Here is a 20,230-nt window from a genome sequence, read left to right on the forward strand (position 1 = left end):
GTCTCCGTGGTGGGTGGTCAGCCATTGTGCAGGTGATTGGGGACGCTTGCCTTCAGACCTGGGGCGGGGTCTCAGCCCGCCTTGCCAAACCGCTCCAGCACATGCCGCCCCATGTTGTGGGCCAGCTCGTCCTCGCCCAGAAACACGCGGCCAATATTTTCCTGGGCCAGCAGGGTGGCTTCGGTCTCGTTGTGGGTGCGCACCACGGTTTCGATGTGCGGGTTCAGCATGCGGGCGTTGGCCACCATCTGGCGCACGTTGAAGGCATCGGGCGTGGCGATCAGCAGCATGCTGGCGCGGGCGATGTGGGCCTGGATGAGGACTCCGGCCTCGGCGGCATCGCCCGACACGGCGGTGATGCCACTGGCGCGCAGTTGCTCCACGCGCTCGCGGTTTTGCTCCACCACCACGAAGGGGATGTCTTGCGCGTCCATCTCCACGGCCAGGCGTTTGCCCACGCGGCCATAGCCCACCAGCACCACCTGCCGGGACAGGTATTTTTCGTCGGTGGCCATGGGCAGCTCGGACAGCGGGTCGGTGCTGCGGGCCAGTTTGGCGGCCAGCGCAGGGTGGGATTGCAGCCATTTCTCCAACCCGTCTGCGGCCTTGAACACCAGCGGGTTCACCGCGATGGACAGCAGCGCGCCCGCCAGAATCAGGCTCTGTCCTTCGGGCCGCAGCAGGCCCAGGCTGGCACCCAGCCCGGCCAGGATGAAAGAGAACTCGCCAATCTGCCCCAGGCTGGCCGACACGTTCAGCGCCGTGTTCAGCGGGTAGCGAAACACCAGCACCAGCGCGGCCGCGGCGATGGACTTGCCGACGATGATGATGGCCAGCACCGCCAGCACCTGCAGCGGCTGCTCGACCAGCACCTTGGGGTCAAACAGCATGCCCACCGACACAAAGAACAGCACCGCAAAAGCTTCGCGCAGCGGCAGCGAGTCTTCGGCGGCGCGGTGGCTGAACTCGGATTCACGCATCACCATCCCCGCAAAAAAGGCCCCCAGCGCGAACGACACGCCAAACAGCATGGCCGCGCCGTAGGCGATGCTGACGGCGGCAGCGATCACGCACAGCGTGAACAGCTCGCGCGAACCGGTGCGCGCCACCAGCCACAGCAGCTTGGGGAACACGCGGCGGCCCACCACCAGCATCAGCGCCACAAAGGCCGACACCTTGAGCAGCGTCAGCCCCAGGGTCAGCCACAAACTGCCGCCACCGCCCGCTTCCTCGCCCGGCACCTTGCCGCCCAGTGCGCCCGCCAGTGGCGGCAGCAGCACCAGCACCAGCACCATGGCCAGGTCTTCCACCACCAGCCAGCCCACCGCGATCTTGCCGTTCATCGAGTCCAGGGCGCCGCGGGCCTCCAGCGCGCGCAGCAACACCACGGTGCTGGCCACCGACAGGGCCAGGCCAAACACCAGGCCTTCGCCCAGCGGCCAGCCCCAGAGGTGGGCCACGCCCGCACCCATGGCGGTGGCCACGGCGATCTGCAGCACCGCGCCGGGCAGGGCGATCTTGCGCACCGACATCAGGTCGTCCATCGAAAAATGCATGCCCACGCCAAACATCAGCAGCATCACGCCGATCTCGGCCAGCTCGGCGGCGATCTGGCCGTCGGCCACGAAACCGGGGGTGAATGGGCCGATCAGCACCCCGGCCAGCAGGTAGCCCACCAGCGCGGGCAGTTTGAAGCGCACGGCCAGATATCCAAACACCAGCGCCAGCCCGAGGGCGGTGGCGATGGTGGTGATGAGAGGGGTGCTATGCAGCATCGGCCGGGTCCTTTTGAAGTTCGATTGAATTGAGCCGCTGCACGATCTGCGCAAACAAGGGCCGTAATGCGACTGCGGTTTGCAGGCAATCGTTCCGCAAGGTGGCGAGTTCTTTGGCCGGCGGGGTGGCGTTTTCCGGGCAGTGCGCCAGCAATTCCTCCAGCAGGCAGCCAAACGCCCGCGCTTCCAGGCGTTGCAAAGCCTGTGCCTGCAGGGTATCGGTTGGCAGGAAGGAAGCCGCCCCCATATCGCCCAGCAGGCAGTGGCCGTCGGCATCGCACTGCAGGTTGTGCGCGTACAGGTCGCCGTGCAGCAGGCCGCTGGCATGCAGGTGCGCGGCGGCGGCGGCCACGCCCCGGGCGATGCGCAGCAGCTTTTCGGTGGAAAACTGCGTGCCCACCGCATACACGTCGCGGGTGCAGCTGTCCAGGCTGGGCGGACCGGCCAGGGTGGTGAAATGCGGCGGAATACAGGGCATTACCAGCCCGGCGGTGCCCTGGGGGTGCTCAGCCAGCGGGCCCAGGGTGGCGATCAGGTGCGGGTGGGCGTCCACCGCCAGGCAGGCGGCCAGCTCGCTCTGCGGCCAGCCGTCGCTGGTGACCTCGCCTTTGAACAGCTTGACGGCCACGGGCCCACCTTGCCACCCCGCCTGGTGGATCACGCCTGACGCGCCTTCGCCCAGCCGGTGCTGCAGCGTCAGGTCGCCCCAACGGATGGCGTTGTCAGGCACTTGCAGCTGCGGCGTGCCGGCCCGCGCCAACCAGGCCAGCCGGGGCAGGTGCAGCAGCCAGTCGGGCAGCGCGCCGGTATCGGCCAGGGGGTTGGCCGAGATGCGCAGCAGTTCCAGCTGCTGGCACTGCGCCAGCTCCACCGGCAGTTGCTGCAACTGGTTGCCCGCCAGCATCAGCTTCTGCAACTGCAGGCACTGGCCGATCTCGGCGGGCAGGGTGGTGAGGTGGTTGTCGGTCAATATTAGCCAGCGCAGCCGGGGCGGCAGGGCGGCGGCGGGCACCCAGCGGATCTGGCACGACTTGAAGCCCACCAGCTCCAGCTGCGCGCACTGGCCCAGCACCGCAGGCAGCTCGGTAAACGGATTGCCCGAGCAAAACACCACCCGCAGCCGGTGCAGCCGGGGCAGGTCGTCGGGCAGGCTGGTGAGCGCGTTGCCGGAGAGGTTCAACACCTCCAGCGTGTCGGCCAGGTCAAAGATTTCGCGGGGGAAAGTGGTCAGCCCGTCGGACAGGTCCAACCGCCGGATGCCCTGCAGTTCGCCAGAGCGGAGTTGGGAAAGGGTGTGCATGCCGCCTATTGTCGCGGCTGGCCCCGGCGGCTTTGCGTGCTGTGAAACTTATGGATAAAAAAGGCTTCCCACGCTGATGGAATAAGCACAAGCAGCTATCAAAATGCTAGTTTTCCGAGAACCAGCGCGTCACCACCTCCAGCGGCTGTGGGCGGCCAAACAGGTAGCCTTGCACGGTGTCGCAGCGCAACTCGGCCAGAAAGCGGCTTTGGGCTTCGGTCTCCACGCCTTCGGCCACCACCTGCAGGCCCAGCCCGTGGGCCAGGGCGATGGTGGCGCGCACGATGGCCGCGTTGTCTTTGTCGATGGTGACGTCGTGGATGAAGGAGCGGTCGATCTTCAGTTCGTCGATGGGGAAGCGCTTCAGGTAGGCCAGCGACGAATAGCCGGTGCCGAAGTCGTCCACCGACAGCCGCACGCCCAGGGCGCGGATGTCGTGCAGCAGGCCGATGACCTGGTCGGCATCGGACATGGCGGTGGTTTCGGTGATCTCCAGCCGCAGCAGGTGCGGGGGGATACCGGTCTCCTGCAGGGCCAGGCGCACCACCTGCACCAGGTCGCGGTTCAGGCACTGGCGGGCCGAGATGTTGACGGCCACCGGCACGGGCTTGAGCCCGGCGCGCAGCCACAGCGCCACCTGGCGGGCGGTATGCAACACGGCCCAGGCGCCCATGTCCACGATCAGCCCGCACTCTTCGGCCAGCCCGATGAAGCCGCCGGGCATGACCAGGTGGTCCGGCGTGCGTTGCCAGCGCATCAGCGCTTCCAGGCCGACCATCTGCCCTCCGTGGAGCGAAAACTGCGGCTGGTAGTGCAGCACAAACAGGGTTTCGCGCAGGGCCTGGCGCAGCTCCATTTCCAGCGCCAGGCGCTCGTGCGTGCGGGTGTTGATGTCGTTCGACCAGAACTGGAAGCAGGCCTGCGGCTGGGCCTTGGCGCGGTACATGGCCATGTCGGCCTTGGAGATCAGCCCGTCCAGGTCGGTGCCGTCCTGCGGAGCCATCACCACGCCCACGCTGCCCGCGCTGGGCAGGGTGATGTGGCCAAAGCTGTCGTCCAGCACGATGTCTTGCGTCAGCGCATCCACCACCTTGGTGGCGGCGGTGGCCGCACCGTCCTGGCCGCCCACGTCTTCCAGCAGCAGCACAAATTCATCACCGCCCCAGCGGGCCACGGTGTCGGTGTCGCGGCACAGCGCACGCAGGCGCTGGGCGATGGTGCGCAGCACCGCGTCGCCAGCGCGGTGGCCCAGGTTGTCGTTGATGTGCTTGAAGCGGTTCAGGTCCAGAAACAGGATCGCCGTGCTGCCGCCGCGCCGCTGCAAGCGCGACAGGGCCAGGTTCAGCCGCTCGTGCAGCAGCACCCGATTCGGCAGGCCTGTCAGGGCATCGTGGTTGGCGGCGTAGTCCAGCGCGCGGGCGGCGGCCACGGAGTCGGTCACGTCCGAGAACACCAGCACCGCGCCGTCCAACGCGCCTTCGGGGCTGCGCAGCGGGCTGGCGGTGGCGCGCAGCACGCGCAGGCCGTCGGCGGCAGGCAGTTCGAGCAGCTCGCGTACAAAGACCCGGCTGCCGCGGCCCAGGCACTCGAACACCGCCGCCACCAGGCGTTCCATGCTGTCTTCGCTGAGCGGGTAGGCGGACGACAGCGGCTGGCCCACCAGGCGCTGCCCGGGCGCGTGCGACCGGGCGGCAGGGTTGGCAAAGCGGATGGTGTGCAGCCGCGCGTCGATGGTGATGACGGCGTCGTCAATCGCCTGCAGGGTGGACTGGGCGTGCTCGCGGGTGCGCAACAGTGCGCGGTTCAGGGTGCGCAGCTGGCCCGCCAGCCAGAAGCCCAGCGCTACCGCCAGGGCCAGGGTGGCGGTGGCGGGCGGCAGCCAGGTGCGCGTGCCCAGCAGCACCCCGGCGCTGACCAGCAGCGGCAACGGCAGCAAGGCGGTGGCCAGCAGCAGGCGGCGGCCCGGGAGTGCCGGTATGGCGGCCAGACTGCTCACGGCCAGCAGCGCCAGCAGCAGGGCCAGCGAGGCCGGTGCGCTCTCTATCCAGGTATGGCTGCGCAAGGCCTCGAACGCCTGGGCATGGAACAGCACCGATGGCAAGGTGGCGCGGCTGCCCGCCAGGGGCGTCACCAGCTCGCCGCCCAGCCCGCTGGCGGTGATGCCCACAAACACCGCCCGGCCCCGCACAATCTCCAGCGCTTGCGGTGATTGCAGGGCGCTGGCGTACGACAGCGTGGGCAGGCCGCGCGTGCGGGGCAGCCACACTTCGTGCGCCCGCACCCAGCGGTTGGGCGGATGGTTCAGCGTATCGACCGGGACCAGCCGCTCCCACGCGGGATCGGGGGCCGCCTGCTGCAGCACTGCCAGCGCCAGGGCGGGCGTGTCGGCCTCGCCATTGCCCGCCATCAGGTGGATGCAACGCGACTGGCCGTCCAGGTCGATTTCCACATCCACATGGCCCAGGTGGGGTGGCGTGCCGGCGTCGGGGGCCACCAGCGTGGGCAGCAGCGGGGCGGCGGCGATACGGCCATCGGGCTGCTGCGCCGGGGCCGTGGCCAGCACCACGTGGCCCTGGCGGGCGATGGCGCTGGCCAGCGCGGCATCGCTGGCGGGGTCCTGGGTATCGGGTTCGGAAAACAGCACCGCCAAGCCGATGGCGCTGGCCCCGGCCTCGCGCAGGCGGTCCACCATCTGGGCATGCAGGGCGCGTGGCCAGGGCCAGCGGCCCAGTGCGTTCAGGCTGGCATCGTCAATCGCCAGGACCACGGGCGGCTGGGCACCCGCGGTGTGGGTGGGCAGCAGCAGGTCGTAGGCCAGCAGGTCCAGCCGCTGTAGCGCCGCCGGTTGCAGCCAGGCCAGCAGCAAGGCCGTGGCGATGCCGGCCAGCCACCAGCCGGCGCGCAGCACGGCCTGCTCCCAGCGGGGTGGGAGAAGTGGGGGGGCAGGGCCCCCGGTGGGTGTAGGCAGTGGGGTCAGAAAATGGCCATGGCTGGGATGAGCAACAAAATCAGGGCCCCCCAGTGGCTGGGCGGGGGGGCGGGAACCACAAAGCTCTGGGTGCTACCCCAGGGGCCGGTGTAGCCGTCGATGCCGGTGGCTTGCACCCGGACATGGTGGGTGCCGGGTTGCAGGTCTTGCAGGCTGAATTGGCTGGTCTCGGTGTCGGCATCGGCCAGGGTGCTGGTAAAGCTGGCGTCGCGCGCCACTTGCAGGTGGTAGCGGGCGGTTTGGGGCTGGGCCGTCCAGCGCAGGGTCAGGCTGCCGTCCCGGGGCTGGGGCGTTTCAACCCCGGGGCCGGGCAGCACGCGGCGAAACGGCTGGGTATCGCCCCAGGGGCCCTGGCCTTGGGTCGGGTGGATGGCGGCCACGCGCCACTGGTACATGCCCGGCGGCAGGTCCAGCGGCGGCTGGGTGCTGGCGCTGGTGACGACCTGCTCGTCGACAGCCTGGCCATCGACGCTGAGTTGCACCCGGTAGTGCAGGCGGCCATCGCCCTGGGTCCAGCGCAGGCTGGGGCGGGCAGCCGTAGTGGCGGCTTCCGGGGCCGGGTCGATCAGCAGCGGCGGCTCGGGCTGGGTGTGGATGACCAGGGTGCGCTCGGCCGACAGGCCTTCCAGGCCCTGGGCGTCGATGCCGCGCACCCGCAAGGCGTAGGTGCCGTCGTCGATGTCGCGCACCCGGATGCGGGCCGCATCGGTGGCTTCGTCGGACAGCATGGCGCTGAATTCCGCCGTGGCGGCCAGCTGGGTGCGGTAGCGGATCGCCCCGGCCAGCGGGGGAATAGGCCAGGCGATGGGCAGGCGCTCGATGGTGGCGGGCAGGCCTTCCAGGCTGGGCGTGGGCAGCAGCGCCACCGGGGCCACAGGACGCTGGCCGCTCTGCGCCACGGTGCCTTGTTCGGCCAGGGCGGTCACCTGTCCGGTGGCATTGGCGACCTGCACGGCACCGGTGAGCACCTCGGTGCGCATGGTCTGGCCGTCGGTGACCACCCGGTACTGGGTGCCGCGCACAGCGGCGATGGCGGCCGGGGTGCGGATCTCAAACCGCCCGCCGCTTTGGCCCATCGGCGTGACCAGGTTTTCCACGCTGCCCTGCAAGAGCGACAGGTTCACCATGCTGGCCTGGCCCAGCAGGGCTTTCTGGCTGCTTTGCAGCTGGAGTTCGCTGTCGCGGCGCACCAGCACGCGGCTGCCGTCGGCAAATTGCAGGGTGGCACTGCCGTCGGGCCCGGTGCGCAGGTCGGACGGGGCGTGCAGCAGTTCGCCCGCCACGGCGGCGCGCGCGGGGCCATTGCCGCGGCGCAGCGTGGTTTGCCCCGCCACGGCCAGCAGCAGCACCTGGGTGGATTCCAGCTTCAGCCATTCCTGGGGGATGCGCAACCGGGTGCCGGGGGCGATATGCAGGTCGTCGGCAATGTGGTTGCGCTGGCGCAGCGCCAAGGCCAGCGACGGGGTTTTCAGATAGCGCTCGGCGAGGTTCCATGGGTGGTCGCCGGGCTGTACGGTGTATACAAAATCGGCTGCTTGCGCCCCCCAGGCCGGGCCCAGCAGCGCCAGGCCCAGCACCCCGCAACGCAGGCGATGAAAGGCGGATGTACCGGTAAACATGGCTACACTAAATGTCATAAAACCGAGCAAATAAAGTGGTTAATTAGTGTACCGAATGGACGAATGCTGTGGGGTCTTTCCCATCGGCCGAAGGCGGGTGGCCCAGGTTGCTTGTTCTGGTGTTCGCTGTACCATTTTTTGACCGCCGAGCCTTGGCGGTGTGCTACCTCTGCCAGGAACTGCATGCAACGTTTCGACTTGTGGACATCCCGGCTGGGCCGCTTGCGCGACCTGTTGCTGGGCACCGACCGGCACATGCGCATCCGCACCAGCCAGGCGGCTCTGGCATCGCTGGTGATGCTGGCCTGCATCGCCAATATGTATGTGCTGGCCTGGAGCGGCGAAGCCGTGGTCCGCCATGTGGCGATCTGGTCGGTTTTTTGCACCGTGGGGCTGCTGCTGGTGTTTGGCCTGATCCGCAGTGGTGTGTCGCTGCGCTGGGCCGATCCGTCGCTGGCGTTTGCGCAGATGCTCTACGCCATCGCCTGCAATGCAGCCGCTTTTGTGCTGGCGGGCCATGGCCGGGGCATCACCTTGCCGCTGCTGGCGGTAGTGTTGATGTTTGGAATGTTTGGCATGTCGATGCGCCAGGTGGTGATGGTGGCGCTGTATGCCATGGGCTTGTTTGGCGCGGCCATGTTGCTGGCAATGGAGCAAGGCCTGACCGACGAGCCAGCGGTACTTTATGCAGCCTACTTCTTCATGGTGGTGGTGGTGTTGTCCAGCACCACCATCTTGACCCGCCGCCTGGGCACGATGCGTGCACACATGCGCAACCAAAAGGCCCAGTTGCTCCAGGCATTAGAGAAGATCCAGCGCATTGCCACCCGCGACGAACTCACCGGCACCGCCAACCGCCGCTTCATGCAGGAGCTGATGCGCGAGGAGATCCAGCGTGCCGACCGCACCGGCGCCGCGCTGATGGTGGCCATTTTGGATATCGACTACTTCAAGCGTGTCAACGACAACTACGGCCACCAGGCGGGCGACCGTTGCCTGCAGGAGTTTGCCCGGGTGGTGCAGTCCAGCATCCGCAGCACCGACCGCCTGGCCCGCTGGGGCGGGGAAGAGTTCCTGATCCTGCTGGCCGACTCGGATTTTGCGCTGGCCCTGGCCTGCCTGGAGCGGGTGCGCACCCAGGTGGAGGCGGCGGTGGTGACCTTGGGCCAGATCGAGATCCGTATCACCGTGTCCATCGGTATGACCCAGTACCAAAGCGGCGACTCGATCGAAAAGACCGTCGACCGCGCCGACCTCGCCCTCTACGCGGCCAAAGCCCAGGGGCGCAACCAGGTGGTGAGTTGTTGAAAAATATATACATTTTTGGCCACTCATGCTGATGGAATAAGCGTGAACAGCTATCAAAAATGAAGTGCGGCGCCTACACCTCGCGGTTGCGCGCCAGCGGCGGATTTTTGGCGAAATAGCCGCGGATGCCGCGCAGAATGGCATCGGCGAGTTGCTCGCGGTAGTCGCTGCTGTTGAGCTTTGCCTCTTCTTCGGGGTTGCTGATGAAGGCGGTTTCGATCAGCACGCTGGGGATGTCCGGGGCCTTGAGCACGGCAAAACCGGCCTGCTCGACGTTGGGCTTGTGCAGCCGGCCCACGCGGCCCACCTCGCCCAGCACGGCACTGGCCAGTTTCAGGCTGTCATTGATCTGGGCGGTGGTACTCATGTCGAGCAGGGCTTTTTGTACCTGCACGTCCTTGGCCTGCACGTTGATGCCGCCGATCACGTCGGCGGCGTTTTCCTTATTGGCTAGCCAGCGGGCGGCGCTGCTGGAGGCCCCGCTGCGGCTGAGGGCAAACACGCTGGCTCCGCGCGCGGCGGGGGTCAGGAACGCATCGGCGTGGATGCTGACGAACAGGTCGGCCTGCACCCGGCGGGCTTTTTGCACCCGCACCTGCAGCGGCACGAAGAAGTCGGCATCGCGGGTCAGGAAGGCGCGCATGGGGTTGCCGTTGACGGTGGTGGCGTTGATGCGTTCGCGCAGCAGGTAGGCCACTTGCAGCACGATGTCTTTCTCGCGCGTGCCGCCGGGGCCGATGGCGCCGGGGTCTTCGCCGCCGTGGCCCGGGTCCAGGGCGATGATGATCAGCCGGTCGGTGCGCTTGGCCCCGCCTTTGGGGTCATTCGGGCTGTCCGTGCCCGCTGGATGGGCGGGAGGTGCTATTGCAACGATAGCGGGGTCTTTGGGTGCTGCCGTGGGCGCCGGGGCCGGGCTGGGGGCACCAAAAGGGCGCGGGACGGGCCGGGTGTTTTGCTTGGCGATCAAGTCGGCCAGCGGGTCGTGGGTGTCTGTGGCGGCAGCGGTGGCGTTGGGGGGTGGTGCCGGTGGCGGCATGGCGGGAGCCGGGTCGGCCATCCGCTCGGCGATCAGCGCCTCCAGCGGGTCTTCTTCTTGCGCCGGGTACAGGTCGAACACCAGCCGGTGCTGGTAGGCGGCCACCGGGTTCAGGGTGAACACCTGGGGCCGGGCGGCGCGTTTGAGGTCGATCACCAGGCGCACCACGCCGGGCGCGTTCTGGCCCACGCGGATGCCCGCGATGTTCGGGTCGTCGGCCTGCACCCGGCCCACCAGTTCGCGCAACGCCGGGTTCAGGTCGATGCCTTCGATGTCCACCGCCAAGCGCGGCGGGCTGCTGATAAAGCTGTGCTTCACCGCCAGCGCGGTGTCGGACTCGATGGTGACGCGCGAGTATTCGGGGGCAGGCCAGACCCGCACGGCCACGATGCTGGCACCGCGGGCCAGCTCGTTGATCCCGAGTAGCAGCACCACCGCGCCGCTTTGCAATACGCTGCGGCGCTTCATGCGGCCAGCCCGTCAAGCAGGGCGTGGCCGGTGGGCGTGGCGGCAGTGAGGGTGGCGGTGCGAGAGTCGTCGGGCATGGTGTCGATGTGGATGGCTAGGTCGGGTGTGGGCAGCAGGGCCCCGGCGTTTTGCGGCCATTCGGCCAGTTTCAGGCCGGGGCTGGCGAAGATATCGCGAAAGCCCGCATCTTCCCATTCGCGCGGGTCGCCGAAGCGGTAGAAGTCAAAATGCCAGATATTCAGCGTGGGCAGTTCGTAGGGTTCGACCACAGCGTAGGTCGGGCTTTTGATGCGACCCTGCACGCCCAGGGCGCGCAGCAGGTGGCGCACCAGGGTGGTTTTGCCCGCGCCCAAGTCGCCGTGCAGGGTAATGAAGGCGTGGGTGGTGCCCGGCTGGGCCGCCAACGATTGCGCAAATGCCTCGGTGGCGGCCTCGGTAGGCCACAAGCGGGTTTCTACAATCGGCAGATGGTGTTCAACGGTGCTCAGAACGAAAGTCTCCAACAGGTGTCTCGGATACAGGGATGGGCGCGCGAGCTCGGATTTTCCCAAATTGGCGTGGCCCCGGTGGATTTGAGTTCCGCCGAGGCGGGTCTGACTGCCTGGTTGGCCCAAGGGTTCCATGGCAGCATGGCCTATATGGAAAGCCACGGCCTCAAACGGGCCCGCCCGGCAGAACTGGTGCCGGGCACCGTCAGCGTCATCACCGCCCGCATGGATTATCTGCCGCGCAGCACCCCCGATGGCTGGCAGGCGCTGGAATTTGACCGCCTGGCCCGCCCCAGCGAAGGCATTGTGTCGGTCTACGCCCGGGGGCGGGACTACCACAAGGTGCTGCGCGCGCGGCTGCAAAAGCTGTGCGACCGCATTGCGCAGGAGCTGGGCCCGCTGGGCTACCGCGTGTTTACCGACTCGGCCCCGGTGCTGGAGGCCGAACTGGCCCACCGCAGCGGCCAGGGCTGGCGCGGCAAACACACTCTGGTGCTGAACCGCGAGGCCGGGTCGATGTTTTTTCTGGGCGAAATCTATGTGGATGTGGCCTTGCCGCCGACCGCAAAGACCACCGGCCACTGCGGCAGCTGCAGCGCCTGTATCGATGTGTGCCCCACCCAGGCCATCGTCGCCCCGCACCGGCTGGATGCACGCCGTTGCATCTCTTACCTGACCATTGAACATGCAGGGCCGATTCCGCTGGAATTTCGGCCACTGATCGGCAACCGCATCTACGGCTGCGATGACTGCCAGCTGGCCTGCCCCTGGAACAAATTTGCCCAGCGCAGCGCCTTGCCCGACTTTGACGAGCGCCGGGGCCTGAGCGGCCAGCAACTGGCCACGCTGTTGGGCTGGACCGAAGACGAATTTCTGCGCTACACCGAGGGCGGCCCCATCCGCCGCATTGGCCACGAGCGTTGGCTGCGCAATGTGGCGGTGGCCATGGGCAATGCGCTTCGGGCCGGGGAAGATGCGGGCATCCGCCAGGCCTTGCAGCAGCGTCTGCAAGACCCCAGCGCCCTGGTGCGCGAGCACGTGGCCTGGGCGCTGGAGATGTGAGGGTTTTAGGCCTCTGGCACTTATTCCATCAGCGTAACCAGCTACATTTACCGTAGCATGCCCAGGGCAAACGGCAAACTCGCCATGGCCAGCAGGGTGGACAGGCTGACCAGGCTGGCGGTGAGCGCACCGTTGTAGCCCATCTTGGCGGCCAGCACGTAGGCGCTGGAGGCGGTGGGCAGGGCCGAGAACGACAGCAGCACCGTGGTGTGCACGCGCCCCAGGTCCATGGCCCAGGCAATGCCCAGTGCGACCAGGGGCAGCACAAAATGCCGAATCCCCAGCACGGCCACCGCCAGCACCTTGGCACGGGCCAGCGGGCCAAAGCGCATGCCCGCACCTGCGGCCAGCAGGCCCAGGGTAATGGAGGCCGCGCCGATGCGGCTGGTGGTGGGCTCCAGCCAGGCCGGGATGGCCAGGCCCAGCAGGTTGGCCGCCAGCCCGGCGGTGATGGCCAGAATCAGCGGGTTGCGCAGCAGCGCCGCACCAAAGCCGCCCTGTTCGTGCCGCACCATGGGCCACACCGCGGCCACGTTCATCAGTGGCACGCACACCCCGATCAGCACCGCAATCAGCTGCGGCCCCTGCGGTCCGGCCAGCCGCTCGGCCAGCGCCAGGGCGATGAAGGAGTTGAAGCGGAAGGCAATTTGTGCATTCGCCGCGTGCTCGCGGGGGTTGATGTGGGTACGAAACCACGGCAGGTAGGGCAGGGCGTAGGCCAGGCCAATGGCGCACAGACTCATGGCCAGGCCGGCAAAGATCAGGCCGGAGGCGGCCAGCAGGTCCAGCGGGGTCTTCACAATCGACTGGAACAGCAGCACCGGCAACAGAAAATAGTAGGTCAGGCTCTCCACCTGCTCCCACACCGTACGGTTCAGCCCGGTATAACGGCATACGAGGTAGCCGTACAAAATCAGCGAAAAATCCGGAAACAATAGCTGGGCATAGTGCATGCACCTGAGAATAGCAGCTAGCCCCACCCTTTTTTACCCAAAGGAGCCCTATGACCCGTCGCACCTTTCTTGCCGTCAGCATGCTGGCCGCCGCCAGTCTGGCCCAAGCCCAGGGCTACCCGAACAAGATCATCAAGCTGCAGGTGCCGTTTGCGCCCGGTGGCACCACCGACATCATTGCCCGCACCCTTGCCGACCCGCTGGGCCGGGCGCTGGGGCAGCCGGTGATTGTGGAAAACAAGGCCGGTGGCGGCGGCATCATCGGTGCGAATGAAACCGCCAAGGCCACGCCGGATGGCTACTCGCTGGGCATTGCCACGGTGTCCACGGTGGCGGCCAATCCGGCCATCAACCCCAAGACCCCGTACAACCCGCTGACCGACTTCACGCCCATCATCAACATTGCCGCCACGCCCAACATCATCGTGGTGACCCCCGGCTTCCCGGCCAAGGACTACAAAGGCTTTCTGGCCGAGCTGAAGAAATCTCCGGGCAAGCACTCGTTTGCCTCGTCGGGCACCGGCACCATCCAGCATCTGCAGATGGAGCTGTTCAAGAGCAAGACCGGCACCTTCATGGCGCACATTCCCTACCGCGGCGCGGGCCCGGCACTGAACGACACCGTGGCCGGCCAGGTGCAGATGATGCTGGACAACCTGCCTTCGGCCTTGCCCTTCATCCAGGCCGGTCGCCTGGTGCCCATCGTGGTGGCGGCCCCGCAGCGTCTGAGCATCTTGCCCAACGTGCCCACCTTCAAGGAGGTGGGTCTGGAGCAGGTCAACCGGCTGGCCTTCTACGGCATCTACGGCCCCAAAGGCCTGCCGCGCGAAGTGGTGGACAAGATCAACGCCGGGGTGCGCAAGGCCCTGGAAGACCCCGCCGTGCGCAAGCGCATCGAAGATACCGGCTCCATCGTGGTGGCCAACACGCCCGAGCAGTTTGCCGAAGAGATCAAGGCCGAGTACGCGGTGTACAAAAAAGTGGTCACCGACTCCAAGCTGACGCTGGATTGAACGCCCTTTTGAGTACCGACCGCAATAGTGCGTTGATTGACGCCTCCATCGACGCCTTTATTGACGCCATATGGCTGGAACAAGGCCTGTCCAAAAACACCCTGTCCGCCTACCGGCGCGACCTGGGCCTGTTCAGTGCCTGGCTGGCCGAGTTGCCCAAGACGCTGGATGCCACGCAAGAGCACGACATCCAGGCCTACTTTGCCGCCCGCCACGCCCAGACCAAGGCCACCTCGGCGAACCGGCGGCTCACGGTGTTCAAGCGCTACTTCCGCTGGGCCCTGCGCGAGCGGGTGGTGCACAGCGACCCCACGCTCAAGCTGCAGCCCGCCCGCCAGCAGCCCCGCGCCATCAAGACCCTGACCGAGCCCCAGGTGGAAGCCCTGCTGACCGCGCCCGATGTGGACACCCCCTTGGGCCTGCGCGACCGCGCCATGCTGGAGCTGATCTACGCCAGCGGCCTGCGCGTCAGCGAGCTGGTGCTGCTCAAAACCTTCCAGCTCAGCCTGAACGACGGCGTGCTGCGGGTCATGGGCAAGGGCAGCAAGGAGCGGCTGGTGCCGTTTGGCGAGGTCGCCCGCGCGTGGCTGGAGCGCTACCTGGCCGAAGGCCGCCCGGACATTCTGGACGGCAAGCAGACGGATGATTTGTTTGTCACCTCGCGCGGCGAAAAAGCCGGGCGCGCCATGTCGCGGGTGATGTTCTGGATGCTGGTGCGCAAATACGCGCTGGCCGCCGACATCCACGTCGCCCTGTCGCCGCACACCCTGCGCCACGCCTTTGCGACGCATCTGCTGAACCACGGGGCCGATCTGCGCGCGGTGCAGATGCTGTTGGGCCATGCCGATATTTCCACCACCACCATCTACACCCACGTGGCCCGCCAGCGCCTGCACGACCTGCACGCGGCGCACCACCCACGCGGCTAGGCCGCCAGCGCCAGAGTGCGGGGCTGGGGCGCTTGCTTGCGGGTGAACACCTCGCCAATCCGCTGGCCATCCGAGCCGCGGCGCAGGACGCTGTGGTGGTCCAGCAGCGCACCGTGCAAGCCGGTGTGCACCGCGTCGCCCAGGTCCAGGTTGCCGTAGAACACCATTTCGCGCTCGCGCAGCGCGGCGGGGCGGCTGGCCGCGTCGGCGCTGCGCATCCAGGCCCATTCGGCGCGGTCCACCACGGACTGGAAACTGCTGAAGTACAGCAGGTCCGCACCATTGAAGTCGTTGTGCGGGCAGGGCGTGAAGACGCTGGCATGTGCCTCGGCTTGCCCGGCTCCCACCGCCGCACGGCGTGCGCGTCCCCGCTGCACAAAGGCTTCGGCGGCGCTGGCCAAGTCCGAAGGGGCCGCCGTGGCCTGCGGCATGGCCATCACCGCCCGCACGATGCTGCGGTTGTTGCCCGCCTGCACCCGCAGCACAAACACCGACAGCATCTCGACCCGTGCCACAAGCTGGCCCTGCAGTTGCACCGTGTGCTGGCTGTAGTACTGGGTGCGCCCGGCGGGGTGGCACCGGGTGGCGATGCTGAAGGCATCGTGCTCCTCCACCCGCTCCAGTTGCGCCTGGCGGATGCGCACCAGGCTGAAGGCGGCATACACCTTGCGGCCCTGCGCGTCGCGGAACTCGGGCACGGGCTGACCCTGGCGCTGGGCAATGGCCAGCCAGTGCCGGTGCCCGCATTCCTTCAGCAGCCAGTTTTCCGACAGGCCGCCGCTGCTGAGCTGCGGCATGCCCGCGGTGTAACGCCCGACCAGGGCCGTGGGCAGCGGGTGGGTGCTCATGACAGCAATAGCTCTGTCTCGGCGGTCTCTGCTGTTGCGTCCTGTTTGCCAATATAGCCCTCGATTTGCTCGGCCAGGTACAGGGCGTCGCGCGCCACCCCCGAGAAGCGGCCCGAACCCCAGGTGTGCAGCCACGGCAGGCCCAGAAAATACAGGCCGGGCTGGTGGGTCACGCCGCGCACATGCACCGGCTCGCCGCGGCCGTTGAACACCGGGGCATCCACCCACGCGAAGTCGGGCAAAAACCCGATGCACCACACCACCGTGGTGATGCCGCTGGCGGCCAGGTGCAGCGTGGTGCGCTCCTCGGTGGGCTGCCACACCGGTACGTAGGGGCCGCCGGGCGGTGCGTCGATGCCGTGGGCGGCGATGTACTTGTCGATGCTGGCGTTGATGCCGTTGTAGATGCCGTCGGCATGGTCCAGGTGGGCTTGCAGATTGGGCTGGAACTGCAGGCTGTCGCCCTGCAAATCCGTTAGCAGGCCGTACAGCTCCATGCCCTCCAGCGCAAAGCGGCGCAGGTCAATGTCGCGCCCGCCGTCGCGGCCGGTGACGTAGTGGTTGGTGTTGTCGCGCACACCTTCGCGCAGCGGGTGCTGGGTGACGGGCAGGTTGTAGTAGTCCATGTCGGCCAGCCAGTCCACCACGTCCTTGCCGCGGTAGAAGCGGGCGCAGCGTGGGGCGTCGCCGGTGGCCACAAACACCTTGCGGCCCGCCAGGTGCAGGTCTTCGGCAATCTGCGAGCCCGACTGCCCGCAGCCCACCACCAGCACCGCACCCTCGGGCAGGGCCTGCGGGTTGCGGTACTCGGCCGAGTGCATCTGCGTGATCTGCGGGGGCAGGCGTTCTGCCAGGCGCGGCACGATGGGCTTGTGGTAGCCGCCCGAGGCCACCACCACCTGGTCGGCGGTGAAATCGCCCTGGCTGGTGGTCACGGCAAAGGGCCTGTGGGTGTGGGGCCGCGCGACCTTGTGCACCGCCACCCCCTCCAGCGCGGGTGCGTCCACGTGGGCCACAAAGCCCTCCAGCCAGGCGTTGATCTGGTCCTTCACCATGAAGCCGTGCGGGTCGTCGCCCGCGTAGCTCCAGCCGGGCAGGTTGCACTGCCAGTTCGGGGTGACCAGGCAGAACGAGTCCCAGCGCTGGCTGCGCCAGCTGTGGACCAGCCGGTTCTTCTCCAGCACCAGGTGGCTGATGCCGCGCTGCTGCAGGTAGTAGCTCAGCGACAGGCCGGCCTGGCCGCCGCCGACGATGGCAACCGCATAGTGGGTGGTGTGGGTATCAAGGTGGGACATGGTGGGTACTCTGTGGTTAGCTGAAGGCGGTGACCAACACTTGCGCGTCGGCCTGGGTGTGAAAGGGGGCGGCCCGCTGTTCGATCTCGGCCAGCTGGTCCAGGGCCTGCGAACAGGCAAAGCCGTACTTGGCCCGCACGCGCTCGGAGGCGATGTGCAGGGCGTCGTGGCAGCGCTGCACAAAGTCGGGCAGCGGGTAGCTGTGGCCCACCTGCAAATACTCTTGCACCACCAGCGAGGGGGAGTAGCAGCGGGTCTGCGTCTGGTCGGGCCAGACGACGTGGAAGTGCATTACGGGCATAGGGCGGGTGCTCTCATTTTTGAATAAATATCGGCGTGCAGCCCGGCGCTGCGTTGCCAATTGAATTGCGCAGCCAGCCGGGTGGCGGATGCCTGGCTGCGCTGCGCGTCGCGCCCCCGCAGGGCCTGTTGGATGGCGCAGGCGATGGAGGTGGTATCGAGCGGGTCGGCCCAGCTGGCATCCAGGGGCTGCAGGTATTCGGTGAACGGAGCGATGTGGGACACGGCTACCGGCACTCCGCTGCACAGCGCCTCCAGCACCACCAGGCCAAAGCCTTCGCTCAGCGACGGCATGGCGACCACGTCGGCCAGGCGGAACAGGCCGGGCATGTCGGCGTCCAGCAGCGGGCCGGTCAGTAGCACGTCTTGGGCCGCGCCGCTGGCATGCAGCAGGGCGAGGAATGCACTTGCGTAGCCGCTGTGGTCCAGCAGGCTGGCCCCACCGGCGATGACGAGTTGTAACTGCGGCATCTGCGCACGCAGTTGCACAAAGGCCTGCAGCACCCGCACGGAGTTCTTGCGTTCCTCCACGCCGCCCACGCACAGCAGCACCAGGCCGTCGGTGCGGATGCCCAGCCGCTGCGCCAGCGCCGCGTCGGTGCTCTGCGCCACGGGGCTGTAGCGGGCAGCATCCACGCCGTTGGGCACTTCCAGCGCCGTTATGCCTTGCCCGGCCAGCACGGCCTGCCACACCCGGCTGACGCACAGCACTTGGCGGGCCTGGTGGACCGAGCGGTGCTGCCAGGCCATGAGCTGCGGCTGGGCGAAATGGTCCAGATGGTGCACGGTGCGCACGAAGCCGCCGATCAGGCCCCGCTCTTGCAGGGTGGCCAAGGCATTGCCACCAATGCCGTCGTGGCAGTGCAGCACGTCAAAGGGTCCGCGTTCCAGTAGCGGCGTGAGGTGGTCTACATACGCATCGATGCGGCTGCCGACCATCGCCACCATGTCGGTGGGCGTGTGGGTCACCGGCACCAGTTGGGTCGCGCAGCGCACCGGGCGAAAGAACTGCTGGCCGGGCGTGGCCGGGGCCATTACCGTCACATCGTGTCCGGCATCCAACAGCGCATGGGCCAGTTCAATCGTGTGCACCACACCGCCACGCGGGTTCACCGAATGGGTGAGCAGGCCGATTTTCACGCCGGTACCCCATAAGCTTCATCAATGGCTTCGCCAATGAAAGCCTGCTCCGCAAAATCCCACAGCAAGGCCTGGTTGCCGCCGTGGCGCAGGTGCACCTGGCGGCGGGCCGTGACTTCGCCCACCACGCCACAGGCGATGTCGCGCACGGCAAAGCGCGTGAGCACCTCGCCCAGGTGCTGGGGCCGCACACTCAGCACAAAGCCGTAGCTGGGGAAGGCGGTGAGCCAGCGCTGCAGCGGCACGCCATCGGGCCGGGGGATGGCATCCACGTCAATGATTGCACCCACCTGCGAGCATTCCAGCAGCATCATGGCCGTGCCCACCGCGCCCGCCATGCTGATGTCTTTGCCGGCATCGCACAGCCGGTCTTCGGCCAGGCGCGGCAGCAGCTCCAGGTCGCCGCGCAGCCGGGCTGCCGGGGCGGTGGTGGAGGCGTTCCAGTACGGAAACGGCTCCTCGAACGCGCCGCGCAGGTCCATGGCCATTACCAGCTTGTCGCCCGGATAGGCGTTGAAGCTGGTGAGTAGTGCCTTGGCCTGGCCGAGGATGGCCACGGCCAGCTGGGGCCGTTCGCTGCGGTTGTTGCTGTGGCCGCCCACAATGGGCACGCCGTAGGTTTGGGAGGCGCGGGCCATGCCTTGCAGCATTGCGCCCGCCGGGTCCATGCCTTGGCTCCACAGCGCGTTGACCACCGCCGTCGGGCGGCCGCCCATGGCGTAGATGTCGCTCACGTTCACCATCACGCTGCAGTAGCCCGCAAACCAGGGCATGCGGGTGATGAAATCTTCCACCAGGCCCTCGATGGCCAACAGCAGGTAGCCGCCCTGGCCGTCGGGGATGGCGGCGCAGTCGTCGCCCACTGGCACAGCCTGCGCCAGCGCGGCGCTGCCGCCGGGCAGGGCGGCCCCCAGCGCGGTGACGATGTCGCTGATGTCGCGCTTGTGGGCAAAGCCCCGGCTGTCGCGCAGGAAGTTGCAAAGGTGTTCGGCGCTCATAGCGAACCCCGTGCGCGGGTCACAAACCCGCTGACCGGGTCGAAGCAAGGTGGGTAGGCGGCCAGATCCGCCTGCATCTCGCAGTGCGGGCGGCCATGGATGCTGAGCTCGCCCAGCTGCTGCCATTTCAGGCGCCGAAACAGCGGGGCGTTCTGCGCCTGCACATGGGCTAAAAAGCTGTGGCAGCCCAGCGCGTGGGCACGGCTGACCGCCAGCCGGATCAGCGTCGCGCCCAGGTGGCCCTGGCTGCGGAACGACGGATGCACCGCCAGCCGCGAGCCCCACCACAGGCCGGGCGACTTTTCATGGATGCGCACCGTGCCCACCACCTGGTCGGGCATGCCACCGCGGCAGGACATCGCCACCAGCAGCAGGGATGCGTCGTCGATGCTATCGCGGTCGTCGCCGGTGAAGATGCCTTGCTCGATGCAGAACACGGCCCGGCGCAGCGCAAAGGCCTCGCGCCGCTCCCAGTCCTGGCAGGCGGCGCGCACCCGAAACTCGACCGGGGCCCAGACGGGCGGAGTTTCCAGGATGTTGTCGATGCAGAGCATGGTGGTTTCCTTTGGACGTTTCTAGAAATTCAGAATTTCGGGATGAAGTGCGAGGCGCCCGGAGCGCAGGACACCGGAATGCACTTCAGTGCATGACGATTCCGAGCACCGCGCAACGACGCAATTCGCCCGAAAAATGGATTTATGGAAATGTC

General features: G+C 67.5%; 17 protein-coding genes. 4 read left to right on the plus strand and 13 right to left on the minus strand.

The window, feature by feature from the left end:
- Positions 1–71: 71 nt before the first annotated feature.
- The 4 genes from ybaL to AB3G31_RS11415 form a co-directional block, all read right to left on the minus strand.
- Positions 72–1,775 carry a YbaL family putative K(+) efflux transporter gene (gene ybaL / locus AB3G31_RS11400; RefSeq protein WP_367846202.1) on the minus strand — a complete coding sequence of 568 codons (1,704 nt, stop codon included), beginning with the start codon at positions 1,773–1,775 and terminating at the stop codon, positions 72–74.
- Positions 1,765–3,075: a leucine-rich repeat-containing protein kinase family protein gene (locus tag AB3G31_RS11405; protein ID WP_367846203.1), complete on the minus strand. Its 1,311-nt coding sequence runs from the start codon at positions 3,073–3,075 to the stop codon at positions 1,765–1,767. The genes ybaL and AB3G31_RS11405 overlap by 11 nt, the downstream gene beginning before the upstream one ends.
- A gap of 106 nt (positions 3,076–3,181) precedes the next feature.
- Positions 3,182–5,983 carry an EAL domain-containing protein gene (locus AB3G31_RS11410; protein WP_367846204.1) on the minus strand — a complete coding sequence of 934 codons (2,802 nt, stop codon included), beginning with the start codon at positions 5,981–5,983 and terminating at the stop codon, positions 3,182–3,184.
- 65 nt (positions 5,984–6,048) lie between these two features.
- A complete protein-coding gene (locus AB3G31_RS11415) occupies positions 6,049–7,701 on the minus strand; it encodes a FecR domain-containing protein (RefSeq protein WP_367846205.1) in 1,653 nt (550 codons plus the stop codon).
- Positions 7,702–7,866: 165 nt separating this feature from the next.
- Here AB3G31_RS11415 and AB3G31_RS11420 point away from each other — a divergent pair, with 165 nt between their 5' ends.
- Positions 7,867–8,991, plus strand: coding sequence for a GGDEF domain-containing protein (locus AB3G31_RS11420; RefSeq protein WP_367846206.1), 1,125 nt, complete (start codon positions 7,867–7,869; stop codon positions 8,989–8,991).
- A gap of 73 nt (positions 8,992–9,064) precedes the next feature.
- Here AB3G31_RS11420 and AB3G31_RS11425 read toward each other — a convergent pair whose 3' ends face one another.
- A complete protein-coding gene (locus AB3G31_RS11425) occupies positions 9,065–10,495 on the minus strand; it encodes an N-acetylmuramoyl-L-alanine amidase (protein WP_367846207.1) in 1,431 nt (476 codons plus the stop codon).
- Entirely contained in the window at positions 10,492–10,998 is a 507-nt protein-coding gene (tsaE, locus tag AB3G31_RS11430; RefSeq protein ID WP_367846208.1) for a tRNA (adenosine(37)-N6)-threonylcarbamoyltransferase complex ATPase subunit type 1 TsaE, read from the minus strand. The genes AB3G31_RS11425 and tsaE overlap by 4 nt, the downstream gene beginning before the upstream one ends.
- On the opposite strand from tsaE, the gene queG reads away from it, so the two are divergent.
- Positions 10,963–12,045: a tRNA epoxyqueuosine(34) reductase QueG gene (queG, locus tag AB3G31_RS11435; protein WP_367846209.1), complete on the plus strand. Its 1,083-nt coding sequence runs from the start codon at positions 10,963–10,965 to the stop codon at positions 12,043–12,045. The two genes, tsaE and queG, sit on opposite strands and share 36 nt — an antisense overlap.
- A gap of 47 nt (positions 12,046–12,092) precedes the next feature.
- Here the strand turns inward: queG and AB3G31_RS11440 are convergent, their stop codons facing one another.
- Positions 12,093–12,998 carry an AEC family transporter gene (locus tag AB3G31_RS11440; protein ID WP_367846210.1) on the minus strand — a complete coding sequence of 302 codons (906 nt, stop codon included), beginning with the start codon at positions 12,996–12,998 and terminating at the stop codon, positions 12,093–12,095.
- Positions 12,999–13,048: 50 nt separating this feature from the next.
- Between AB3G31_RS11440 and AB3G31_RS11445 the strand changes: the two genes are divergently transcribed.
- Together AB3G31_RS11445 and xerD are read left to right on the plus strand one after the other, a co-directional pair.
- Positions 13,049–14,011, plus strand: a complete 963-nt coding sequence (locus tag AB3G31_RS11445; protein ID WP_367846211.1) for a tripartite tricarboxylate transporter substrate binding protein BugE — start codon at positions 13,049–13,051, stop codon at positions 14,009–14,011.
- Between the two features lie 32 nt (positions 14,012–14,043).
- Positions 14,044–14,940 (plus strand): site-specific tyrosine recombinase XerD, encoded by an 897-nt coding sequence (gene xerD, locus AB3G31_RS11450; RefSeq protein ID WP_367846212.1) that lies wholly within the window; start codon positions 14,044–14,046, stop codon positions 14,938–14,940.
- Here xerD and AB3G31_RS11455 read toward each other — a convergent pair.
- From AB3G31_RS11455 to AB3G31_RS11480, 6 genes are read right to left on the minus strand one after another with little or no spacing between them, the layout of a single operon-like run.
- Positions 14,937–15,788, minus strand: a complete 852-nt coding sequence (locus AB3G31_RS11455) for a Pnap_2097 family protein (protein WP_367846213.1) — start codon at positions 15,786–15,788, stop codon at positions 14,937–14,939. The genes xerD and AB3G31_RS11455 overlap by 4 nt on opposite strands.
- The gene (locus AB3G31_RS11460; RefSeq protein ID WP_367846214.1) at positions 15,785–17,083 is read right to left on the minus strand and encodes an MSMEG_0569 family flavin-dependent oxidoreductase; all 1,299 of its coding nucleotides are present in this window, start codon (positions 17,081–17,083) and stop codon (positions 15,785–15,787) included. Before AB3G31_RS11460 ends, AB3G31_RS11455 begins: the two co-directional genes overlap by 4 nt.
- A 16-nt stretch (positions 17,084–17,099) precedes the next feature.
- Positions 17,100–17,384 carry an MSMEG_0570 family nitrogen starvation response protein gene (locus tag AB3G31_RS11465; RefSeq protein ID WP_367846215.1) on the minus strand — a complete coding sequence of 95 codons (285 nt, stop codon included), beginning with the start codon at positions 17,382–17,384 and terminating at the stop codon, positions 17,100–17,102.
- Positions 17,375–18,523: an MSMEG_0565 family glycosyltransferase gene (locus AB3G31_RS11470; RefSeq protein WP_367846216.1), complete on the minus strand. Its 1,149-nt coding sequence runs from the start codon at positions 18,521–18,523 to the stop codon at positions 17,375–17,377. The genes AB3G31_RS11465 and AB3G31_RS11470 overlap by 10 nt, the downstream gene beginning before the upstream one ends.
- Entirely contained in the window at positions 18,520–19,521 is a 1,002-nt protein-coding gene (locus AB3G31_RS11475; protein ID WP_367846217.1) for a sll0787 family AIR synthase-like protein, read from the minus strand. Before AB3G31_RS11475 ends, AB3G31_RS11470 begins: the two co-directional genes overlap by 4 nt.
- Positions 19,518–20,075 carry an MSMEG_0567/Sll0786 family nitrogen starvation N-acetyltransferase gene (locus AB3G31_RS11480; protein WP_367846218.1) on the minus strand — a complete coding sequence of 186 codons (558 nt, stop codon included), beginning with the start codon at positions 20,073–20,075 and terminating at the stop codon, positions 19,518–19,520. The genes AB3G31_RS11475 and AB3G31_RS11480 overlap by 4 nt, the downstream gene beginning before the upstream one ends.
- Positions 20,076–20,230 lie beyond the last annotated feature (155 nt).

This window comes from Rhodoferax sp. WC2427, assembly GCF_040822085.1.
Taxonomy (GTDB): Bacteria; Pseudomonadota; Gammaproteobacteria; order Burkholderiales; family Burkholderiaceae_C; genus Rhodoferax_B.

Bases quoted from the DNA above. Each gene is read 5' to 3' on its own strand.
- ybaL (WP_367846202.1), bottom strand. From the start codon at position 1,775: ATGCTGCATAGCACCCCTCTCATCACCACCATCGCCACCGCCCTCGGG.
- AB3G31_RS11405 (WP_367846203.1), bottom strand. From the start codon at position 3,075: ATGCACACCCTTTCCCAACTCCGCTCTGGCGAACTGCAGGGCATCCGG.
- AB3G31_RS11415 (WP_367846205.1), bottom strand. From the start codon at position 7,701: ATGACATTTAGTGTAGCCATGTTTACCGGTACATCCGCCTTTCATCGC.
- AB3G31_RS11420 (WP_367846206.1), top strand. From the start codon at position 7,867: ATGCAACGTTTCGACTTGTGGACATCCCGGCTGGGCCGCTTGCGCGAC.
- AB3G31_RS11425 (WP_367846207.1), bottom strand. From the start codon at position 10,495: ATGAAGCGCCGCAGCGTATTGCAAAGCGGCGCGGTGGTGCTGCTACTC.
- queG (WP_367846209.1), top strand. From the start codon at position 10,963: ATGGTGTTCAACGGTGCTCAGAACGAAAGTCTCCAACAGGTGTCTCGG.
- AB3G31_RS11440 (WP_367846210.1), bottom strand. From the start codon at position 12,998: ATGCACTATGCCCAGCTATTGTTTCCGGATTTTTCGCTGATTTTGTAC.
- AB3G31_RS11445 (WP_367846211.1), top strand. From the start codon at position 13,049: ATGACCCGTCGCACCTTTCTTGCCGTCAGCATGCTGGCCGCCGCCAGT.
- AB3G31_RS11455 (WP_367846213.1), bottom strand. From the start codon at position 15,788: ATGAGCACCCACCCGCTGCCCACGGCCCTGGTCGGGCGTTACACCGCG.
- AB3G31_RS11460 (WP_367846214.1), bottom strand. From the start codon at position 17,083: ATGTCCCACCTTGATACCCACACCACCCACTATGCGGTTGCCATCGTC.
- AB3G31_RS11465 (WP_367846215.1), bottom strand. From the start codon at position 17,384: ATGCCCGTAATGCACTTCCACGTCGTCTGGCCCGACCAGACGCAGACC.
- AB3G31_RS11475 (WP_367846217.1), bottom strand. From the start codon at position 19,521: ATGAGCGCCGAACACCTTTGCAACTTCCTGCGCGACAGCCGGGGCTTT.
- AB3G31_RS11480 (WP_367846218.1), bottom strand. From the start codon at position 20,075: ATGCTCTGCATCGACAACATCCTGGAAACTCCGCCCGTCTGGGCCCCG.